This window comes from Saccharothrix sp. NBAS 001 (assembly GCF_056640475.1).
The window spans coordinates 3,141,538-3,159,086 of sequence record NZ_CM153251.1 but is presented as its reverse complement, the minus strand read 5'-3'; the positions used below and the strand labels follow the sequence as shown (position 1 = coordinate 3,159,086).

At 73.3% G+C, this 17,549-nt stretch carries 16 protein-coding genes; all 16 read left to right on the top strand.

All coding sequences use genetic code 11. The features are described 5' to 3' along the window. Window positions 1-518 precede the first annotated feature (518 nt). The 16 genes from AC0HI0_RS13330 to AC0HI0_RS13255 all read left to right on the top strand — a co-directional run bounded on the left by AC0HI0_RS13330 (window position 519) and on the right by AC0HI0_RS13255 (window position 17,548). A complete protein-coding gene (locus AC0HI0_RS13330) occupies window positions 519-1,769 on the top strand; it encodes a putative glycoside hydrolase family 15 protein (protein WP_480932646.1) in 1,251 nt (416 codons plus the stop codon). Window positions 1,770-1,818: 49 nt separating this feature from the next. Beyond that, the gene (locus AC0HI0_RS13325; protein ID WP_480932645.1) at window positions 1,819-2,775 is read left to right on the top strand and encodes a VOC family protein; all 957 of its coding nucleotides are present in this window, start codon (window positions 1,819-1,821) and stop codon (window positions 2,773-2,775) included. A gap of 268 nt (window positions 2,776-3,043) precedes the next feature. Continuing rightward, window positions 3,044-4,264 (top strand): helix-turn-helix transcriptional regulator, encoded by a 1,221-nt coding sequence (locus AC0HI0_RS13320; protein ID WP_480932644.1) that lies wholly within the window; start codon window positions 3,044-3,046, stop codon window positions 4,262-4,264. Window positions 4,265-4,555: 291 nt separating this feature from the next. After that, the gene (locus AC0HI0_RS13315; protein ID WP_480932643.1) at window positions 4,556-5,050 is read left to right on the top strand and encodes a nuclear transport factor 2 family protein; all 495 of its coding nucleotides are present in this window, start codon (window positions 4,556-4,558) and stop codon (window positions 5,048-5,050) included. A 128-nt stretch (window positions 5,051-5,178) separates the two neighbouring features. Next, a complete protein-coding gene (locus AC0HI0_RS13310) occupies window positions 5,179-5,613 on the top strand; it encodes a hypothetical protein (RefSeq protein ID WP_480932642.1) in 435 nt (144 codons plus the stop codon). Window positions 5,614-5,744: 131 nt separating this feature from the next. Beyond that, entirely contained in the window at window positions 5,745-7,475 is a 1,731-nt protein-coding gene (locus AC0HI0_RS13305; protein ID WP_480932641.1) for an acetyl/propionyl/methylcrotonyl-CoA carboxylase subunit alpha, read from the top strand. 35 nt (window positions 7,476-7,510) lie between these two features. Next, entirely contained in the window at window positions 7,511-8,962 is a 1,452-nt protein-coding gene (locus AC0HI0_RS13300; protein ID WP_480932640.1) for an FAD-dependent monooxygenase, read from the top strand. A 15-nt stretch (window positions 8,963-8,977) separates the two neighbouring features. After that, window positions 8,978-9,304 (top strand): TcmI family type II polyketide cyclase, encoded by a 327-nt coding sequence (locus AC0HI0_RS13295; RefSeq protein ID WP_480932639.1) that lies wholly within the window; start codon window positions 8,978-8,980, stop codon window positions 9,302-9,304. Then, on the top strand, window positions 9,301-10,569 hold the full coding sequence (locus tag AC0HI0_RS13290) for a beta-ketoacyl-[acyl-carrier-protein] synthase family protein (RefSeq protein WP_480932638.1): 1,269 nt from the start codon (window positions 9,301-9,303) through the stop codon (window positions 10,567-10,569). Before AC0HI0_RS13295 ends, AC0HI0_RS13290 begins: the two co-directional genes overlap by 4 nt. Beyond that, window positions 10,566-11,777, top strand: coding sequence for a ketosynthase chain-length factor (locus AC0HI0_RS13285; protein ID WP_480932637.1), 1,212 nt, complete (start codon window positions 10,566-10,568; stop codon window positions 11,775-11,777). Before AC0HI0_RS13290 ends, AC0HI0_RS13285 begins: the two co-directional genes overlap by 4 nt. A 19-nt stretch (window positions 11,778-11,796) precedes the next feature. Next, complete coding sequence (locus tag AC0HI0_RS13280) at window positions 11,797-12,060, top strand: acyl carrier protein (protein ID WP_480932636.1); 264 nt, start codon at window positions 11,797-11,799, stop codon at window positions 12,058-12,060. 19 nt (window positions 12,061-12,079) lie between these two features. Beyond that, complete coding sequence (locus tag AC0HI0_RS13275; RefSeq protein ID WP_480932635.1) at window positions 12,080-12,862, top strand: SDR family NAD(P)-dependent oxidoreductase; 783 nt, start codon at window positions 12,080-12,082, stop codon at window positions 12,860-12,862. A gap of 26 nt (window positions 12,863-12,888) precedes the next feature. Beyond that, window positions 12,889-13,836 carry an aromatase/cyclase gene (locus tag AC0HI0_RS13270; protein ID WP_480932634.1) on the top strand — a complete coding sequence of 316 codons (948 nt, stop codon included), beginning with the start codon at window positions 12,889-12,891 and terminating at the stop codon, window positions 13,834-13,836. Between the two features lie 4 nt (window positions 13,837-13,840). Next, window positions 13,841-15,751, top strand: coding sequence for an SDR family oxidoreductase (locus AC0HI0_RS13265; protein ID WP_480932633.1), 1,911 nt, complete (start codon window positions 13,841-13,843; stop codon window positions 15,749-15,751). A 34-nt stretch (window positions 15,752-15,785) separates the two neighbouring features. Beyond that, entirely contained in the window at window positions 15,786-17,357 is a 1,572-nt protein-coding gene (locus tag AC0HI0_RS13260) for an acyl-CoA carboxylase subunit beta (protein ID WP_480932632.1), read from the top strand. Continuing rightward, a complete protein-coding gene (locus AC0HI0_RS13255) occupies window positions 17,354-17,548 on the top strand; it encodes an acyl-CoA carboxylase epsilon subunit (protein ID WP_480932631.1) in 195 nt (64 codons plus the stop codon). Before AC0HI0_RS13260 ends, AC0HI0_RS13255 begins: the two co-directional genes overlap by 4 nt. Window position 17,549 lies beyond the last annotated feature (1 nt).

Sequence of the window (17,549 nt, the reverse complement as noted above, 5' to 3'; positions counted from 1 at the left end):
CCGCCTTGCCATGCATATTCGCCCTCGCGGCCAAGTCGTGGGCCGCTCTCGGTATCACCGTCAGTGGGCCGAACGCGGTAGTCCGGCGCTTGTCGCGCAATCCCCGGTCAACTCCGGGTAGCCCGCCCCGGTGCGCGGCCGATCGGCTCCGGAGTTCGCGCACCCCGTCGCACCAGGTGTTGTTCCGAGTCGGGCCGCCCGGTCCGGCCGGTCGCGGGTTCAAACCGCTTTCCCGGCGATTGTCCACTGAAGTGGGAACCGCTTCCGCATTGCCGCGCGGGCGGTTCCGGGGAAGTCCACCCGGGTATCCGTTCTACTGTGGACAAGGCGGGTCCAGTGCGCCGGGGTGTGAGGATCGACACGCGCCCATGCCCTCTGACCTGCGTCATCAGCAAAGGCGCACAGAGTCTCACGTTCGCCGCGGGTGGTCGCGGAAATCGTGTGGCGAGCGTTCGGCGAGGTGAACCATGACCAATATCCGATCCGAGGCAGTGGGCGGGCGACGGACCCGTGGGCGGATGACCGGAGTGCTCGCGGTGGTGTGCGTCACGGCCGCGCTGCTGGTCGCCCCCGGGTCGACCGCGAATGCGGTGGATACTCCCGGCATGGACGACCCAGCGGGCAGCTATACCGGAGTCGGGGAGGCGCAGTCGTTCTGGCTGCACCTCAACAGCACGCCGGTCGGCGATTCGATGCTGGCCACCGAGGCCAAGCGGCACAAGTACGTGGTGCTCAACGCCTGGGAAGGCGGCATCCTCAAGAAGCTCAAGGCGAGCAATCCGGACGTCCAGGTGTACGTCTACAAGGACCTCTCCTCGACCCGCAGCTACGCGTGCAAGAACGGCGTGGACGACAAGTACCTGCCCGCCGGGGTCGGCTACTGCGCCGCCGACGACGACCACCCCGACTGGTTCCTGCTCGGGCCGGGCGGCAAGCGCCTGGAGTACGGCGGGTACGCCGGGCACTGGCAGATGGACGTCGGCAACACCTCCTACCAGAACGCCTGGGCCGCCAACGTGATCGCCGACGCCCGGGTGACCGGGTTCGACGGCGTGTTCATGGACAACGCGCTGTTCCCGTGCGACGCCTACCACTCCGGCGTGTGCCCGACGAAGTACCCGACGAACGCGAAGTTCCAGAGCGCCTACAAGTCGATGCTGTCCAACATGAAGGCCCGCTTCGCCGCGGCGAACCTGACGACGGTCGCGAACCTCTCCAACGCCCGCCTGTACAACGGCGCGTGGGACGCCTACATGCAGCACCTCGACGGCGGCTTCGACGAGTGGTGGCTGGCCTTCGACAACAAGAACCTGCTGCCCGAGTACGACCAGGGCTGGAGCCGCCAGGTCGCGGAGATCTCCGCCAACGAGGCCAACGGCAAGATCACCCTGGTCCAGCCGCACTTCGGCCCCGGCCAGGACAAGCCGCAGCGCTACGCGATGGCCAGCTACTTCATGGCGGTGGGCGATCAGGCCGCGATCTCCGAGATGGAGACCACGGACGACTACGGCGACCCCACCGCGCGCAGCGTCATGTACGACTGGGACCTGGGCACCGCGTCCAGCGCGTACCGACAGGTGTCGCCCAACGTGTTCCGCCGCGACTTCACCTGTGGCACGGTGATCGTCAACGCCAACACCGACAAGGTCGGCCCGGCGCGGGTCAAGCTCGGCGCGACCTACCTCGACGAGCGCGGCGCGCGGGTGTCCTCGGTGACGCTGGCGGGCACGTCGGGGACGATCCTGCGCAAGTCCTGCGCGCAGTCCTGATCCTGCCGGTCGCGGCACGCGCGGGCGGTGTCGGGATACGTTGGCGAGCATGGGTTCCGACATCACCGGCCTGCACCACGTCGGGCACGTCGTCCGGGACATGGCCGTGGCGCTGGAGCTGTACCGGCGCCTCGGTTTCGCCGTGCCGCCGCCCGCGTACCCGGCGATGGCGCCGCACGAGGGCGCCGCGCCCGTGCCGTTCGGGGCGGCCAACGCGCACGCCGACTTCGCCCGCGATTTCGTGGAGGTGGCGACCGTCCTGGGCGAGGGCGCGCGCGTTCCCGCCGACGCGGAACTGGTCGAGCTGCACGCCCCGCCGGACGTGCTGCCCGTGCTGCTCGACCGGATCGCCGCGACCGGCGCGGCCCTCGCGGTGTGCCTGGAGCGGTTCGAGGGCCTGCACGTGCTGATGTTCTCCTCCTCGGACGTCGACGGCACCGCCGCGCGCCTGGGCGAGGCGGGCGTGCGGCACGGCGGCGTGCACACCGTGCGCCGCCCGGTGCGGCCGGGCGTGGTGGAAACCGTGCGGTACCTGGAGATCGACGGGGACCGGCCGGGGCTGGAGGCCGAGGGCCGCGTCGGCGTGGTGGCCGACCTCGACCCGCGGATCCAGCGTTCCCGCGTGCCGGAGCACCCCAACGGCGCGGTGGCGCTGCTGGAGGCCGTGCTGTGCGCCCCCGCCGCGGAGCTGGCCGAGGTGGAGCGGCGGTACACCCGCTACCTCGACGTCGAGCCGGTGCGCGCCGGCGCGGCCCGGGTGTTCCCGCTCGGCCCGGCCCGGCTCACCCTGGTCGCGGACACCGACGCCGACCGGTGGCCGGCCGGCGAACGGCCGGTGGCGTCGCCGGCGCTGGTGGCGTTCACGGTCGGCGTGGTCGACCGATCGGTCACCGCGCGCCACCTCCGAGCGCACGGAATTCCTTTCGTGCTAGCCGATTCGGGTGACCTGGTGGTGCCGGCCGAGTCCGCGCTCGGTGTCGCGGTGTGCTTTCGCGGGCCGGCCTGAGAGCGAGACCACACGGCCCGGTCGAACCGGCGGAGAACCGGCCCTAGCAGGTCCCGGCCGCGCTCCCACCAAGCGGTCGCGGACCGGCGGGGCGCTGGAAGTTGGGGTCGGATGGACCTACGGTGAGCAATAGGGGGCCGACTGAGGGTGACCGATCGGGTGAGTGGCCGGCTCGACCCGGGAGCGGCGCGGCCGGCCGTCCAGACTGGTACGAGGGGGGAGCGGAATGGGTGATCCGGGGGTACGGCTACCGCCGTCGGCGGGAGGCGTGGCAGCGCCGTTCGAGGCCATCCTGCCCCTGGCGCGAAGTCGGCGGCACACCGTCGTCGAGGCCCGCCCGCCGACGCGGTGCGCCGCCGAGCAGGCGGTGTGCCTGCTGCTGGCGGGCCGGGACTGGGTGGGCGCGGTCCGGTGCGCGGAGGAGGCGCTGGAGGACGACGTGTGCCGGCACGACGAGCTGTGCGTCGCGCGGGCGTTGTCGACGTTGATCTACGGCGGCGAGCTGGTGACCGCCGACGAGTACAGCCTGGGGCTCGCCGACCGGCCGGAGACCGCCGACGTGGTCGCGCTGCTGCGCGCCCGGCTGGCCCGGCAGTGCGGCGACGTCGACCGGGCGCACGACCTGCTCGTCGCGGTGGCCGCCTCGGACGCGGCGTTCGCGATCCGGGTCGTCGCGGCCGGCTGGGCGGTCGAGCTGCTGGCCGAGTCCGGCGAGGTGGACCGGGCACGGGCGCTGGCGGCCGAGTACGACCTCGACGGGGAGCTGGCCACCGGTCTGGCGTGCCGCCCGGTGCTGCTGGCCGCGCGCGGCGCGCTGGCGGCGGCGTCGGGCCGGTTCGCCGACGCGGTCGCGGACTACCTGGCGTGCGGGCACGAGCTGACCGACCGGGGCGTGGCGAACCCGGCGGTGCTGCCGTGGCGCAGCGAGGCGGCGCTGGGGGCGTTCGCCACCGGGCAGCGGGGGCTGGCGTCCACGCTGGCCCGGCAGGAGTACGCGGCGGCGGTGGCGTGGGGCGAGTCGCGGACCGTGGGGCGGGCGCTGTCGGCGGTGGCGATCGTCGACCCGGACGGCCAGCAGGTCGAGCTGCTCGGCGAGGCGGGCGAACTGCTGGAACTCGCGCAGGCGTGGCCCGAACTGGCCCGGGTCGACTACGAACTGGGCGTCCGGCTGGCCGCGCGCGGCGACGTGGCGGCGGCCCGCAAGCGGCTGGACCAGGCCCGCGCGCTGGCCCGCCGGGTCGGTGCCGCGGACCAGGTCGCGCGGGCGGAACGGGCGCTGGTCGGCCTCGCGCCACCGCGCCGCCCGACGCTGACCCGGCAACAGGCCCGGATCGCCCGGCTGGCCAACGCCGGCTACTCCAACAAGGAGATCGCCGCGAAACTGTTCCTGGCGCTGCGCACCGTGGAGTTCCACCTTTCCAGCGCCTACGACAAGCTCGGTATCACCGGGCGGGAGGAACTGCGCACCGCGCTCGCGGACTGCGCCTGAACAGCTCGGACACCGACGGGACGAGCCCGCGGCTTCGGGGTCGCGCAATACCGCGACGACCCCGTCGCCGCGGGTTCGCCGCTTTTCCGGGGCGGTCGCGTGGCCTGCGCCACAACGGCGCGACTGCGGTTTGCGGGTCACCCGTAGGTTCCCGGCCCGACCCTTGTCGCCGGCGGAGCGACCGTGCCAGCATCGGTGTCGGGGAAAGCGGTGGGGGCCCTTCTCCGGGAATCCATTCCACCGCAGCGCGAAATCGGTGTTCTCCGCAAAAATCGGATGAAGGGGGCGGCTGTGTCCGATGAACCGGATCTGGCCACTCAGGTGCGACTGCTCACCCGCCGGGTGGGCGAGCTGGAGGACGTGCGGGCGCTCAACGCCCTGCGGTACGGGCTGCCCCGACTGGTCAACGACGACGCCTGGGAGCGCATCGGCGCGCTGTTCACCGAGGACGCCCACCTCGACTACGGCGAGGTCGGCAAGGCGGACGGCCGGGAGGCGATCACCGCGTACTTCGCCGGCCTGCCCGCGCGGATCGAGGCGGACAGCCCGGTCGCCTCGGGCGTGCTGGTCAAGCAGTTCGTGCACGGCCACGACGTCGAGGTGCGGGGGGACCGGGCGACCGGCGTCTGCTACTTCGAGGAGAAGGTGGTCTTCGACCGGGAGAGCCACCTGGTGGCCGGGAAGTTCGACGACGAGTACGCCCGGGTCGACGGCCGCTGGCTGTTCGCCCGGATCACCCTCACCACGTTCTGGGTGATCCCGTACGACAAGGGCCACACCCGCTAGACCTCGCCGGTCGGGCGCCGCACCTCGACCGGGCGCATTCCACGGGACGCAGTCCACTGGGCGCATTCCACTGGGCGAATTCCATTGGGTGCATTCCACTGGGCAGAATTTCCACTGGGGGAAAACCGATGCTCCAGCAGAACACCACCAAGCGGATCGGCTACTGGCTGCTCCTGCTCCACCAGGGCTTCGACGCGGCCACCACGCGGGCGCTGCGCGAGGTCGGGCTCGACCGCCGGCAGTGGCAGGTGCTGCACGCGATCAGCATCGGCGTGCCGACCGTGGCCGAGGTGGACGAGGCGTTCCGGCCGTTCCTGGTGGCCGACCGCGAACAGTCCTACCGGCCGGTCGTGGAGGATTTCGCGGCCCGCGGCTGGGTCGAACTCGACGGGGACGCGATCACCCGCACCGCGGCGGGCGCGACCGCGCACGAGAACGCCGAAGCACTGGTCAACGCGCACGCCGGCAAACAGCTGCGCGGAATCACCCAGGAAGAGTTCCTGGCCGCGAACGACGTGCTGCGCCGGATCGCCGAAAACCTGGCGGAGAACGAACCCGGCTGATCTTCCGACGGTCACGCGCCACCGGCTCGGGTCGAGCCGGTCGATCGGCCACGCGGTGAACGCGTGCGCCGGCCGGTTGCGGCCGTCCTGGTGGGAATTGTCTTTCTCGGGCGTCAGATGGGGGTTCTGCCGTGCGAAAAGTACTGATCGCCAATCGTGGCGAAATCGCGGTGCGGGTGGTCCGCGCGTGCCGCGACGAGGGCATCGCGAGCGTCGCGGTCTACGCCGACCCGGACCGGGACGCGCCGCACGTGCGGCTGGCGGACGAGGCGTTCGCGTTGGGCGGTGACACGCCCGCGACGAGTTATCTCGACGTGGGCAAGGTGTTGGCGGCGGCTCGGGCGGCGGGTGCGGACGCGGTGCACCCCGGCTACGGGTTCCTGTCCGAGAACGCGGGGTTCGCCCAGGCCGTGCTGGACGCGGGCCTGATCTGGATCGGGCCGCCCCCGGACGCCGTCCGCGCGCTCGGCGACAAGGTGGAGGCCCGCCGGATCGCCCGCGCGGCGGGCGCGCCGCTGGTGGCCGGCACGCCCGAGCCGGTGGCGGGCGCGGCGGAGGCGGGCGCGTTCGCCGCCGCGCACGGCCTGCCGATCGCGATCAAGGCCGCGTTCGGCGGCGGCGGACGCGGTCTGAAGGTCGCCCGCACGGCCGAGGAGATCCCGGAGTTGTTCGACAGCGCGGTGCGGGAGGCGACGGCGGCGTTCGGGCGGGGCGAGTGCTTCGTGGAGCGCTACCTGGACCGGCCTCGGCACGTGGAGACGCAGTGCCTGGCGGACCGGTACGGGACGGTCGTGGTCGTGTCCACAAGGGACTGCTCGCTCCAGCGGCGGCACCAGAAGCTGGTCGAGGAGGCGCCCGCGCCGTTCCTCACCGAGGAGCAGAACGCCGAACTCTACCGGGCGTCCAAGGAGATCCTGGCGCGCGCCGGGTACGTGGGCGCGGGCACCTGCGAGTTCCTGGTGGCCGAGGACGGCACCATCTCGTTCCTGGAGGTCAACACCCGGCTCCAGGTCGAGCACCCGGTCACCGAGGAGGTCACCGGCATCGACCTGGTGCGCGAGCAGTTCCGGATCGCCCGGGGGGAACGGCTGGACTACCCGGACCCGGTGCCGCGCGGGCACTCGGTCGAGTTCCGGATCAACAGCGAGGACCCCGGCCGGGGCTTCCTGCCCGCGCCGGGCACGGTCACCGCGTTCGACCCGCCGTCGGGCCCGGGGATCCGGCTGGACGCGGGCGTGGCCGCCGGCACGGTGGTCGGCGCGGCCTGGGACTCGTTGCTGGCCAAGCTGATCGTCACCGGCGCGACCCGCGAGCAGGCGCTGCGCCGGGCCGCCCGCGCGCTCGCCGAGTTCCGGGTGGACGGGGTGCCCACCACGATCCCGTTCCACCGCGCGGCGGTGGCCGACCCGGCCTTCGCCGAGGACTTCACCGTCCACACGCGCTGGATCGAGACCGGGTTCGACAACCGCGTCCCGCCCTACGAGGACGCGACCGCGCCGACCGCCGAGCCGCCGCGCGAGACCGTCGTGGTGGAGATCGACCGGCGACGCCTGGAGATCTCGCTGCCCGCCGCGGTGCCCGCGCCGCGCGGCGGGGTCGCCACGGCGGTGCGCAAACCGCGTGCCGCCCGGCGGGCCGCGCCGAGCGGCGAGCACCTGGTGTCGCCGATGCAGGGCACCGTCGTGAAGGTCGCGGTCGAGGAGGGGCAGCACGTCGACATCGGCGACCCGGTGGTCGTCGTGGAGGCGATGAAGATGGAACAGCCCCTGGTCGCGCACCGGGCGGGCCGGGTCCGCGAGCTGGCCGCCGAGGTGGGCGCGGCCGTCGCGGCCGGTGCCGCGCTCTGCCGCATCGCCGACTGAGCGGTGCGGTCCACGAACTGCCCGGGGAGGGACTGATGGACGCTTCGGTGATCGTCGTGGGGGCAGGCCCCGCCGGTCTCGTGCTGGCCGGCGAACTGCGCCTGGCCGGGATCGACGTGATCGTGCTGGACCGGCTGCCCGAGCGGACCGGCGAGTCGCGCGGCATCGGGTTCACCATCCGCACCGCGGAGGTGTTCGACCAACGCGGCCTGCTGCCGAGGTTCGGGGAGATCGAGACCGGGACGTTCGGGCACTTCGGCGGCATCCCGCTGGACTTGGGCGTGCTGGGCACGGTCCGCGAGTCGGCCAAGACCGTGCCGCAGTCCGCCACCGAGGCCGTGCTGGAGGGCTGGGCGCACGGGCTGGGCGTGGACGTCCGGCGCGGCGTGGAGTTCGTCGGGTTCACCGAGGACGCCGACGGGGTGACCGTCACCGTGGCGGGCACCAGCCGCTCGCTGCGGGCCCGCTACCTGGTCGGCTGCGACGGCGGCCGCAGCACCGTGCGCAAGCTCGCCGGGTTCGACTTCCCCGGCACCGACGCCACCACCGAGCTGTTCCTGGCCGACGTGCGCGGGGTGGAGATCGAGCCGAGGATGATCGGCGAGCAGGTGCCCGGCGGGATGGTGATGGCCGCCCGGCTGCCCGACGGGACGCACCGGATCATCGTCGGCGAACGCGGCACGCCGCCGCGCCGCCGGTCCGGCCCGCCGGCGTTCGCCGAGGTCGCCGACATCTGGAAGCGGCTCACCGACACCGACATCTCGCACGCCGAACCGGTGTGGGTGAGCGCGTTCGGCGACGCCGCCCGCCTGGTGACCGAGTACCGGCGCGGCCGGGTGCTGCTCGCGGGCGACGCCGCCCACGTGCACCTGCCCGCCGGCGGGCAGGGCATGAACACCGGCATCCAGGACTCGGTGAACCTGGGCTGGAAGCTCGCCGCCGTGCTGCGCGGCACCGCGCCGCCGTCGCTGCTGGACAGCTACCACGAGGAGCGGCACGCGGTCGGCGAGGCGCTGCTGGCCAACACCCGCGCGCAGAGCGCGTTCATCCTGGGTGGCGCGGAGGTCGCGCCGGTCCGCGCGGTGCTGGCCGAGCTGCTGCGCTACCCGGAGGTGCAGGCGCACCTGGCCGCCCGGGTGAGCGGCCTGGACATCCGCTACGACGTGGGCGGCGGCGCGAACCCGCTGCTCGGCCTGCGGATGCCGCACCTGGAACTGACCCGCGGCGGCCACCGCACGCACAGCGCCGCGCTGCTGCGGTCCGGCCGCGGTGTCCTGCTCGACCTGGGGGACAACGCAGTCCTGCGCCGCCGGGCGGCGCCCTGGTCGGACCGGATCGACATCGTCACGGCGACCCCGCTGTCGACGCCCGCCGGGGACACCTCGGCGGTGCTGATCCGGCCCGACGGCCACGTGGCCTGGGCCGCGCCCGGAAGCCACCACGACCTGCCGTCGGCCCTGGACCGCTGGTTCGGGCCGGCCGGCTGACCTGACGGAGACAGCATGCACAGCACCCTGATCGTGGCCCGAATGCGGCCGGAGTCGGCGGAGGACGTCGCCGCCCTGTTCCACGCGTTCGACCAGTCCGAGATGCCGCACCGGATGGGCACCCGCCGGCGGCAGCTCTTCTCCTACCGGGGCCTGTACTTCCACCTGCAGGACTTCGACGGGGACAACGGCGGCGAGCTGATCGAGGAGGCCAAGACCGATCCGCGGTTCGTCGCGATCAGCCAGGACCTCAAGCCGTTCATCGACGCCTACGACCCGCAGACCTGGCGCTCGCCCGCCGACGCGATGGCGAGCCGGTTCTACCACTGGAGCACACCGTGACCCGTCGCGTGGTGATCACCGGGGTGGGCGTGACCGCGCCCGGCACACCCGGTGTGAAGAGCTTCTGGGACCTGCTGACCGCCGGGCGCACCGCGACCCGCCGCATCTCGTTCTTCGACCCCTCGCCGTTCCGCTCGCAGGTGGCGGCCGAGGTCGACTTCGACGCCGAGGCGCACGGCCTGACCCCGCAGGAGATCCGGCGGATGGACCGGGCCGCCCAGTTCGCGGTGGTCACCGCGCGGGAGGCGATCGAGGACAGCGGCCTGGAGTTCCAGGTGCTGGACCCGGGCCGGGTCGGCGTGACGATCGGCAGCGCGGTCGGCGCGACCACCGGGCTCGACCGCGAGTACCGGACGGTCAGCGACGGCGGCCGGCTCGACCTCGTGGACCACGAGTACGCCGTGCCGCACCTCTACAACTACCTGGTGCCCAGCTCGTTCGCGACCGAGGTGGCGTGGGCGGTGGGCGCGGAAGGGCCCAGCACGGTCGTGTCCACCGGCTGCACGTCCGGCCTGGACGCGATCGGGTACGCGGCCGACGTGATCCGGGACGGCGCGGCGGACGTGATGGTCGCGGGTGCGACCGACGCGCCGATCTCGCCGATCACCGTGGCCTGCTTCGACGCCATCAAGGCCACCACCCCGCGCAACGACGACCCGGAGCACGCCTCGCGCCCGTTCGACGCCTCCCGCAACGGGTTCGTGATGGGCGAGGGCGCGGCGGTGTTCGTGCTGGAGGAGCTGGAGAGCGCCCGCCGGCGCGGTGCCAAGGTCTACGCCGAGGTGGCGGGCTACGCGACCCGCTCCAACGCGTTCCACATGACCGGGCTGCGGCCGGACGGCCGGGAGATGGCCGAGGCGATCCGGGTGGCGCTGGCCGAGGCCCGGCTCGACCCCGACCAGGTCGACTACGTCAACGCGCACGGCTCGGGCACCAAGCAGAACGACCGCCACGAGACCGCCGCGTTCAAGCGCGCGCTCGGCGAGCACGCCTACCGCGTGCCGGTCAGCTCGATCAAGTCCATGGTGGGCCACTCGCTGGGCGCGATCGGTTCCATCGAGGTGGCCGCGTCGGTGCTGGCCATGCAGCACGACGTGGTGCCGCCGACGGCCAACCTGCACACCCCCGACCCGGAGTGCGACCTGGACTACGTGCCGCTGGTCGCGCGGGACTGGAAGACCGACGCGGTGCTGTCGGTGGGCAGCGGGTTCGGCGGGTTCCAGAGCGCGGTCGTGCTGGCCGACCCCGAGCGGGGCGACCGGTGACCCGGGTCGTGGTGACCGGGCTGGGCGTCACCGCCCCGACCGGCCTGGGCGTCGAGCGGTACTGGGCGAACACCCTGGCCGGGGTGAGCGGGCTGGGCCGGATCACCCGGTTCGACCCGTCGCGGTACCCGGCCCGGCTGGCGGGCGAGATCCACGACTTCGCCGCCGAGGACCTGCTGCCGGGCCGGCTGCTGCCGCAGACCGACCGGATGACCCGGATCGCGCTGGTCGGCGCGGACTGGGCGTTCGCCGACGCCGACCTGGTGCCGGCCGACCTGCCGGACTACGACGTCGGCGTGATCACCGCGAGCCACTCCGGCGGGTTCGAGTTCGGCCAGAACGAGCTGAAGGCGTTGTGGAGCAAGGGCGGCCAGTACGTCAGCGCCTACCAGTCCTTCGCCTGGTTCTACGCGGTCAACAGCGGCCAGATCTCCATCCGCAACGGGCTGCGCGGCCCGAGCAGCGTGGTCGTCTCCGACCAGGCGGGCGGTCTGGACGCGGTGGCGCAGGCCCGCCGGCAGATCCGCAAGGGCACCTCGGTGGTGCTGGCGGGCGCGGTCGACGCGTCGATCTGCCCGTGGGGCTGGGTGGCGCAGCTGGCGGGCGGGCGGCTCAGCGAGCAGGACGACCCGACGCGGGCCTACCTGCCGTTCGACGACCACGCCGCCGGGCACGTCCCCGGCGAGGGCGGCGCGCTGCTGGTGCTGGAGGACGCGGAGCACGCCCGTGCGCGGGGTACCCGGGTCTACGGCGAGATCGCCGGCCACGCGTCCACGGTGGACCCCGCGCCGGGCAGCGGCCGCGCGCCCACGCTGCGCAAGGCGATCGAGCTGGCGCTGGCCGACGCGGACGCGACACCCGACGAGATCGGCGTGGTGTTCGCCGACGCGGCGGCCGTGCCGGAACTGGACCGGGCCGAGGCGGAGGCGGTCGCCGAGGTGTTCGGGCCGCGCGCGGTCCCGGTGACCGCGCCGAAGACCGCCACCGGCCGGCTGTACTCGGGGGCCGCGCCGCTGGACCTGTCCGCCGCGCTGCTGGCCATCCGGGACGGCGTGATCCCGCCGACCGTCCACACCTCCGCTTCCGAACGCTACGAACTCGACCTGGTGACCGGCGCGCCGCGCCGCGCGGAGCTGTCCGCCGCGCTCGTGGTGGCCCGGGGCCAAGGCGGCTTCAACTCGGCGATGGTCGTGCGCGCCGCGCGCTGACCCACACGAAAGGACGACCATGTCGGTCGAATTCACCATCGAAGACCTCAAGCGGATCCTCCGCGAGGGCGCGGGCGCCGACGAGGGCGTCGACCTCGACGGCGACATCGCCGCCGCCGACTTCGAGGAGCTGGGCTACGAGTCGCTGGCGCTGCTGGAGACCGGCGGCCGGATCGAGCGCGAGTACGGCATCACGCTCGACGAGGAGGCGCTGGCCGAGGCCCGCACCCCCGCCGCGCTGGTGGACCTCGTCAACGCACACCTCGCCGCGCACGCGGTCTGAACTCACCGGGGGAGTGGACATGACCAACGACGGCAGGGTTGCCCTGGTCACCGGGGCGACCAGCGGTATCGGCCTGGCTTCGGCCCGGCAGCTCGGCGCGCAGGGGCACCGGGTGTTCCTCTGCGCCCGGGGCGAGGAGGCGCTGGAGCGCACCGTCGAAGACCTCCGGGGCGAGGGCCTGGACGTCGACGGGATCACCGGTGACGTGCGGGAGAAGGACGACATCGCCAACGTCGTCCAGTCCGCGGTGGACCGGTTCGGTCCGGTGGACGTGCTGGTCAACAACGCGGGTCGCAGCGGTGGCGGGGTCACCGCCGACATCGCCGACGACCTGTGGCTCGACGTCATCGCCACCAACCTCACCAGCGTCTTCCTGGTCACCCGCGAGGTGCTCAACGCGGGCGGGATGCGGGCCAAGGAACGCGGCCGGATCATCAACATCGCGTCGACGGCGGGCAAGCAGGGTGTGGTGCTGGGTGCGCCGTACTCGGCGTCGAAGCACGGTGTCGTGGGGTTCACCAAGGCGTTGGGCAACGAGTTGGCGCCGACCGGGATCACGGTGAACGCGGTGTGCCCGGGTTATGTGGAAACGCCGATGGCGCAGCGGGTCCGGCAGGGGTACGCGGCGGCCTACGACACCACCGAGGACGCGATCCTGGAGAAGTTCCAGGCGAAGATCCCGCTCGGCCGCTACTCCACGCCCGACGAGGTCGCCGGCCTGGTCGGCTACCTGGCCTCGGACATCGCCGGTTCGATCACCGCGCAGGCGCTCAACGTCTGCGGCGGCCTGGGCAACTTCTGACCCCCGACTCTCGTGAGGAGACCCGCATGACCGGCCACCCCGTCCGCGAGGTCGAGCACGGCATCACCGTGCAGGCCGCGCCCGAGGACGTCTACCGGCTGCTGGCCGAGGTGGAGAACTGGCCGCGCCTGTTCCCGCCCTCGGTCTACGTCGACTACCTGGAGCGCGACGGCGACCACGAGCGGATCCGGATCTGGGCCACCGCCAACGGCGAGCCGAAGAACTGGGCGTCGCGGCGCGTGCTCGACCCGGCGAACCTGCGCATCACCTTCACCCAGGAGGTGTCCGCGCCGCCGATCGCCGAGATGAGCGGCACGTGGATCATCGAACCGCTGGGCCAGGACGAGACCCGGCTGCGGCTGCTGCACACCTACCGCGCGATCGACGACGACCCCGAGGGGCTGGCGTGGATCGACGAGGCGGTGGACCGCAACAGCAACGCCGAGCTGCCCTCGTTGAAGGCCAACGTGGAGCTGGCCACCCGGACCGCCGAACTCACGCTGTCCTTTGTGGACAGCGTGCGGATCGACGGCTCGGCCAAGGACGTCTACGACTTCGTCAACGACGCCGCGCGGTGGCAGGAACGCCTGCCGCACGTGGCGTCGGTGACGCTGACCGAGGACACCCCGGGCCTCCAGGTGCTGCGCATGGAGACCTTGACCAAGGACGGCTCGTCGCACACCACCGAGTCGGTCCGGGTCTGCTTCCCGCACCAGAAGATCGCCTACAAGCAGACCACCCTGCCCGCCCTGATGAGCCTGCACACCGGCTACTGGACGTTCGAGGAGGGCGAGGACGGCGTCACCACGGCGAGTTCGCAGCACACCGTGATCCTCAACGCCGACAACATCGCCGCGGTCCTCGGGCCGGACGCGGGCGTGCCCGAGGCGCGGCAGTTCATCCGGGACGCGCTGGGCAACAACAGCCGGGCGACCCTGGGCCACGCCAAGGTCTACGCGGAAGCGCGGCGCTAGGCGGATGGACACCGACGTCGTGGTGGTGGGCGCGGGCCCGGTCGGCCTGCTGCTGGCGGGCGACCTGTGCGCGGGCGGCGCGCGGGTCACCGTCGTGGAACGGCTGGCCGCGCCCACCACCGAGTCCCGCGCCTCGACGCTGCACGCCCGGACCATGGACGTGCTGGCCGAGCGGGACGTGCTGGGCCGGCTCGGCCGGCTGCCCGGCGGCGGGCCCGGCCACTTCGGCGGCCTGCCGCTGGACCTGACCCTGGCCGACCCCGGGCACCGGTTCGCCGGCCAGTGGAAGTGCCCGCAGACCCTGCTGGAACGGGTGCTGCACGAGCGGGCCGTGGAATCGGGCGCGCGGGTGCGGCGGGGCGCGGAGCTGCTCGGCCTGACCGAGGTGGACGACGGGGTCGAGGCCGAGGTGGCCGAGGGCGGCCGACGCCGCCGGATCACCGCGTCCTACCTGGTCGGCTGCGACGGCGAGGACAGCGCGGTGCGCGTGCTGGGCGGGTTCGACTTCCCCGGCGCGGACGCGACCCGGGAGATGCTGCGGGCCGACGTCGAGGGCCTGGACATCCCGAACCGGCGGTTCGAGCGGCACCCGAACGGACTGGCCACCGCGCTGCGCTGGCCCGACGGCAGCACGCGGGTGATGGTCCACGTGTTCGGCGCGGCCCCGCGACCGCGCACCCCGGACTTCGCCGAGATCGCCGCCGCCTGGCGGCACGTGACCGGCGAGGACATCGCGCACGGCACACCGACCTGGCTCAACGCGTTCGACGACACCAGCCGGCAGGCCCGGCACTACCGGCGCGGCCGGGTGCTGCTCGCGGGCGACGCCGCGCACCGCCAGATGCCGGTCGGCGGCCAGGCGCTCAACCTGGGCCTCCAGGACGCCGCCGAACTCGGCGGCCGGCTGCTCGGGGCACTGGCCGGGCGGCCGGACCTGGCCCGCTACGACACCGCCCGGCACGCGGTCGGTGCGCGCACGCTGACCAACATCCGGGCGCAGTCGCTGCTGCTGCTCGGCGGGCCGGAGGTGGAGCCGCTGCGCGACGTGGTGGCCGACCTCATGCGGTTCGACGTCGTCCGCGCGCACCTGGCCCGCATGATCAGCGGCCTCGACGGGCCGCCCACCGCAGACCTGGAGGAGACCACCATGGGCAAGCTCGACGGGAAGACCGCGCTGGTCACCGGCTCCAGCCGGGGCATCGGCCGGGCCACCGCGCAACGGCTCGCGGAGGAGGGCGCGCTGGTCGCGGTCCACTACGCGGCCAACGAGGACGCCGCGAACGAGACCGTGGCGCTGATCGAGAAGGACGGCGGCCGGGCGTTCGCGGTGCGCGCCGAACTCGGCAAGCCGGGCGACGTGCACGAGTTGTTCCTCGGCCTGGAGGAGGGCCTGCGCGAGCGGACCGGCGGCACCACGCTGGACGTGGTGGTCAACAACGCGGGCGCGCAGACCGCGGCCGGGGTCGCGCCCGAGGACGTGACCCCGGAGGAGTTCGACCGGCTGTTCGCGGTCAACGCCAAGGCCCCGTTCTTCATCGTGCAGCGGGCGCTGGCGCTGCTGCCCGACGGCGGCCGGATCGTCAACATCTCCTCCGGCCTGACCCGGTTCGCCAACCCCGAGCAGGTGGCGTACTCGATGACCAAGGGCGCGATCGAGCAGATCACCCTGCACTTCGCCCGCCACCTCGCGCCGCGCGGCATCACCGTGAACACGGTCGCGCCCGGCATCACCGACAACGGCAGCCCGGTGTTCGACATCCCCGAGGCGGTCGAGGCGATGGCGCAGCTGTCGGCCTTCAAGCGGGTCGGCAAGGCCCGCGACGTGGCCGACGTGGTGGCGTTCCTGGCCACCGACGACGCCCGGTGGATCACCGGCGCGTTCATCGACGCCAGCGGCGGCACGCTGCTCGGCTGACCGCCCGTCGCGACCGCAGTGGGGGAGGCAGACCATGACCACCGTCCGCGAACCGACCGGGTTCGCCGAGCAGATCGACGCGCTGACCGCGCTCAAGGAGCTGACCAGGACCGGCGCCGACCCGCGCGCCACGCAACGCCAGCACGCCAAGGGCAAGCTCACCGCGCACGAGCGGATCGGGCTGCTGCTGGACAAGGACAGCTTCACCGAGATCGAGCCGCTGCGCCGGCACCGCGCCACCGGGTTCGGCCTGGAGGCCAAGCGCCCGCACGGCGACGGCGTGGTCACCGGGTGGGGCACCGTCGAAGGTCGCCGCGTCTTCGTCTACGCGCACGACTTCCGGGTGTTCGGCGGCGCGCTCGGCGAAGCGCACGCGGAGAAGATCCACAAGGTGATGGACCTCGCCGTCTCGGCCGGCGCGCCGCTGGTGTCGCTCAACGACGGCGCGGGCGCGCGGATCCAGGAAGGCGTGTCGGCGCTGGCCGGCTACGGCGGGATCTTCCGCCGCAACGTCCGGGCGTCCGGGGTGATCCCGCAGATCAGCGTGATGCTCGGGCCGTGCGCGGGCGGCGCGGCGTACTCGCCGGCGCTGACCGACTTCGTGTTCGCGGTCCGCGAGGTCTCGCAGATGTTCATCACCGGGCCGGACGTGGTGCGGGCGGTGACCGGCGAAGAGGTCTCGATGGAGGACCTGGGCGGCGCGGACGTGCACGGCGGCGTGTCCGGGGTGGCGCACTTCGTCCACCCGGACGAGGAGTCGTGCCTGGCGGACGTGCGGCTGCTGCTGTCCATGCTGCCCGCCAACAACCGCGAGCTGCCGCCCGTGGTGCGCGGGGACGACCCGGCCGACCGGCGCGCCCCCGCGCTGCTGGACACCGTCCCGGTCGACGCGTCGCGCGCCTACGACGTGCGGGACGTGATCGAGGAGATCGTCGACGACGGCGACCTGCTCGAAGTGCACGCGCTGTGGGCCCCGAACCTGGTGTGCGCGTTCGCCCGGCTGGACGGCCGGCCGGTCGGGATCGTCGCGAGCCAGCCCGCCGCGCTGGCCGGCGTGCTCGACATCAAGGCCAGCGAGAAGGGCGCGCGGTTCGTCCAGTTCTGCGACTCCTTCAACATCCCGCTGCTGACCCTGGTCGACGTGCCGGGGTTCCTGCCGGGCGTGGACCAGGAGCACGACGGCATCATCCGGCGCGGCGCGAAGCTGCTCTACGCGTACTGCAACGCGACCGTGCCCAGGGTGTCCGTGGTGCTGCGCAAGGCTTACGGCGGCGCGTACATCGTGATGGACTCGCGTTCCATCGGTGCCGACGTCGCGTTGGCGTGGCCCACCAACGAGATCGCGGTGATGGGCGCGGAAGCCGCCGCCGACGTGGTGTTCCGGCGGGAGATCGCCGCCGCCGACGACCCGGAGCGCACCCGCCGGGAGCGGATCGACCAGTACCGCGAGGAGCTGGTGCACCCGTTCTACGCCGCCGAGCGCGGCCTGGTGGACGACGTGATCGACCCGCGCGACACCCGCCCGGCGCTGATCGGCGCGTTCGCCATGTTGGAGACCAAGGACGCGGACCTGCCGCGCCGCAAGCACGGGAACCCGCCCCAGTGACCGGCCCGCGCCCCGCGCTGCTGCGGGTGGAGAAGGGCGAGCCGGACCTGCTGGAACTCGCCGCGCTGGCCGCCGTGCTGCGCCGGGCCCTCGACCCGCCCGACCCGGTGGACCGGGCGCCGAGGCGGGCCGGGTGGCGGCGACCGGAACGCGCCCCCGGGTCGGCCGGGGCCGGGGGCTGGCGGAACTGAA

What these genes read in the sequence shown, in the direction of transcription:
- AC0HI0_RS13275 (WP_480932635.1), top strand. Translation starts at nt 12,080, where the DNA reads ATGACCAACGACGGCAGGGTTGCCCTGGTCACCGGGGCGACCAGCGGT.
- AC0HI0_RS13325 (WP_480932645.1), top strand. Translation starts at nt 1,819, where the DNA reads ATGGGTTCCGACATCACCGGCCTGCACCACGTCGGGCACGTCGTCCGG.
- AC0HI0_RS13310 (WP_480932642.1), top strand. Translation starts at nt 5,179, where the DNA reads ATGCTCCAGCAGAACACCACCAAGCGGATCGGCTACTGGCTGCTCCTG.
- AC0HI0_RS13295 (WP_480932639.1), top strand. Translation starts at nt 8,978, where the DNA reads ATGCACAGCACCCTGATCGTGGCCCGAATGCGGCCGGAGTCGGCGGAG.
- AC0HI0_RS13270 (WP_480932634.1), top strand. Translation starts at nt 12,889, where the DNA reads ATGACCGGCCACCCCGTCCGCGAGGTCGAGCACGGCATCACCGTGCAG.
- AC0HI0_RS13330 (WP_480932646.1), top strand. Translation starts at nt 519, where the DNA reads ATGACCGGAGTGCTCGCGGTGGTGTGCGTCACGGCCGCGCTGCTGGTC.
- AC0HI0_RS13300 (WP_480932640.1), top strand. Translation starts at nt 7,511, where the DNA reads ATGGACGCTTCGGTGATCGTCGTGGGGGCAGGCCCCGCCGGTCTCGTG.
- AC0HI0_RS13265 (WP_480932633.1), top strand. Translation starts at nt 13,841, where the DNA reads ATGGACACCGACGTCGTGGTGGTGGGCGCGGGCCCGGTCGGCCTGCTG.
- AC0HI0_RS13280 (WP_480932636.1), top strand. Translation starts at nt 11,797, where the DNA reads ATGTCGGTCGAATTCACCATCGAAGACCTCAAGCGGATCCTCCGCGAG.
- AC0HI0_RS13260 (WP_480932632.1), top strand. Translation starts at nt 15,786, where the DNA reads ATGACCACCGTCCGCGAACCGACCGGGTTCGCCGAGCAGATCGACGCG.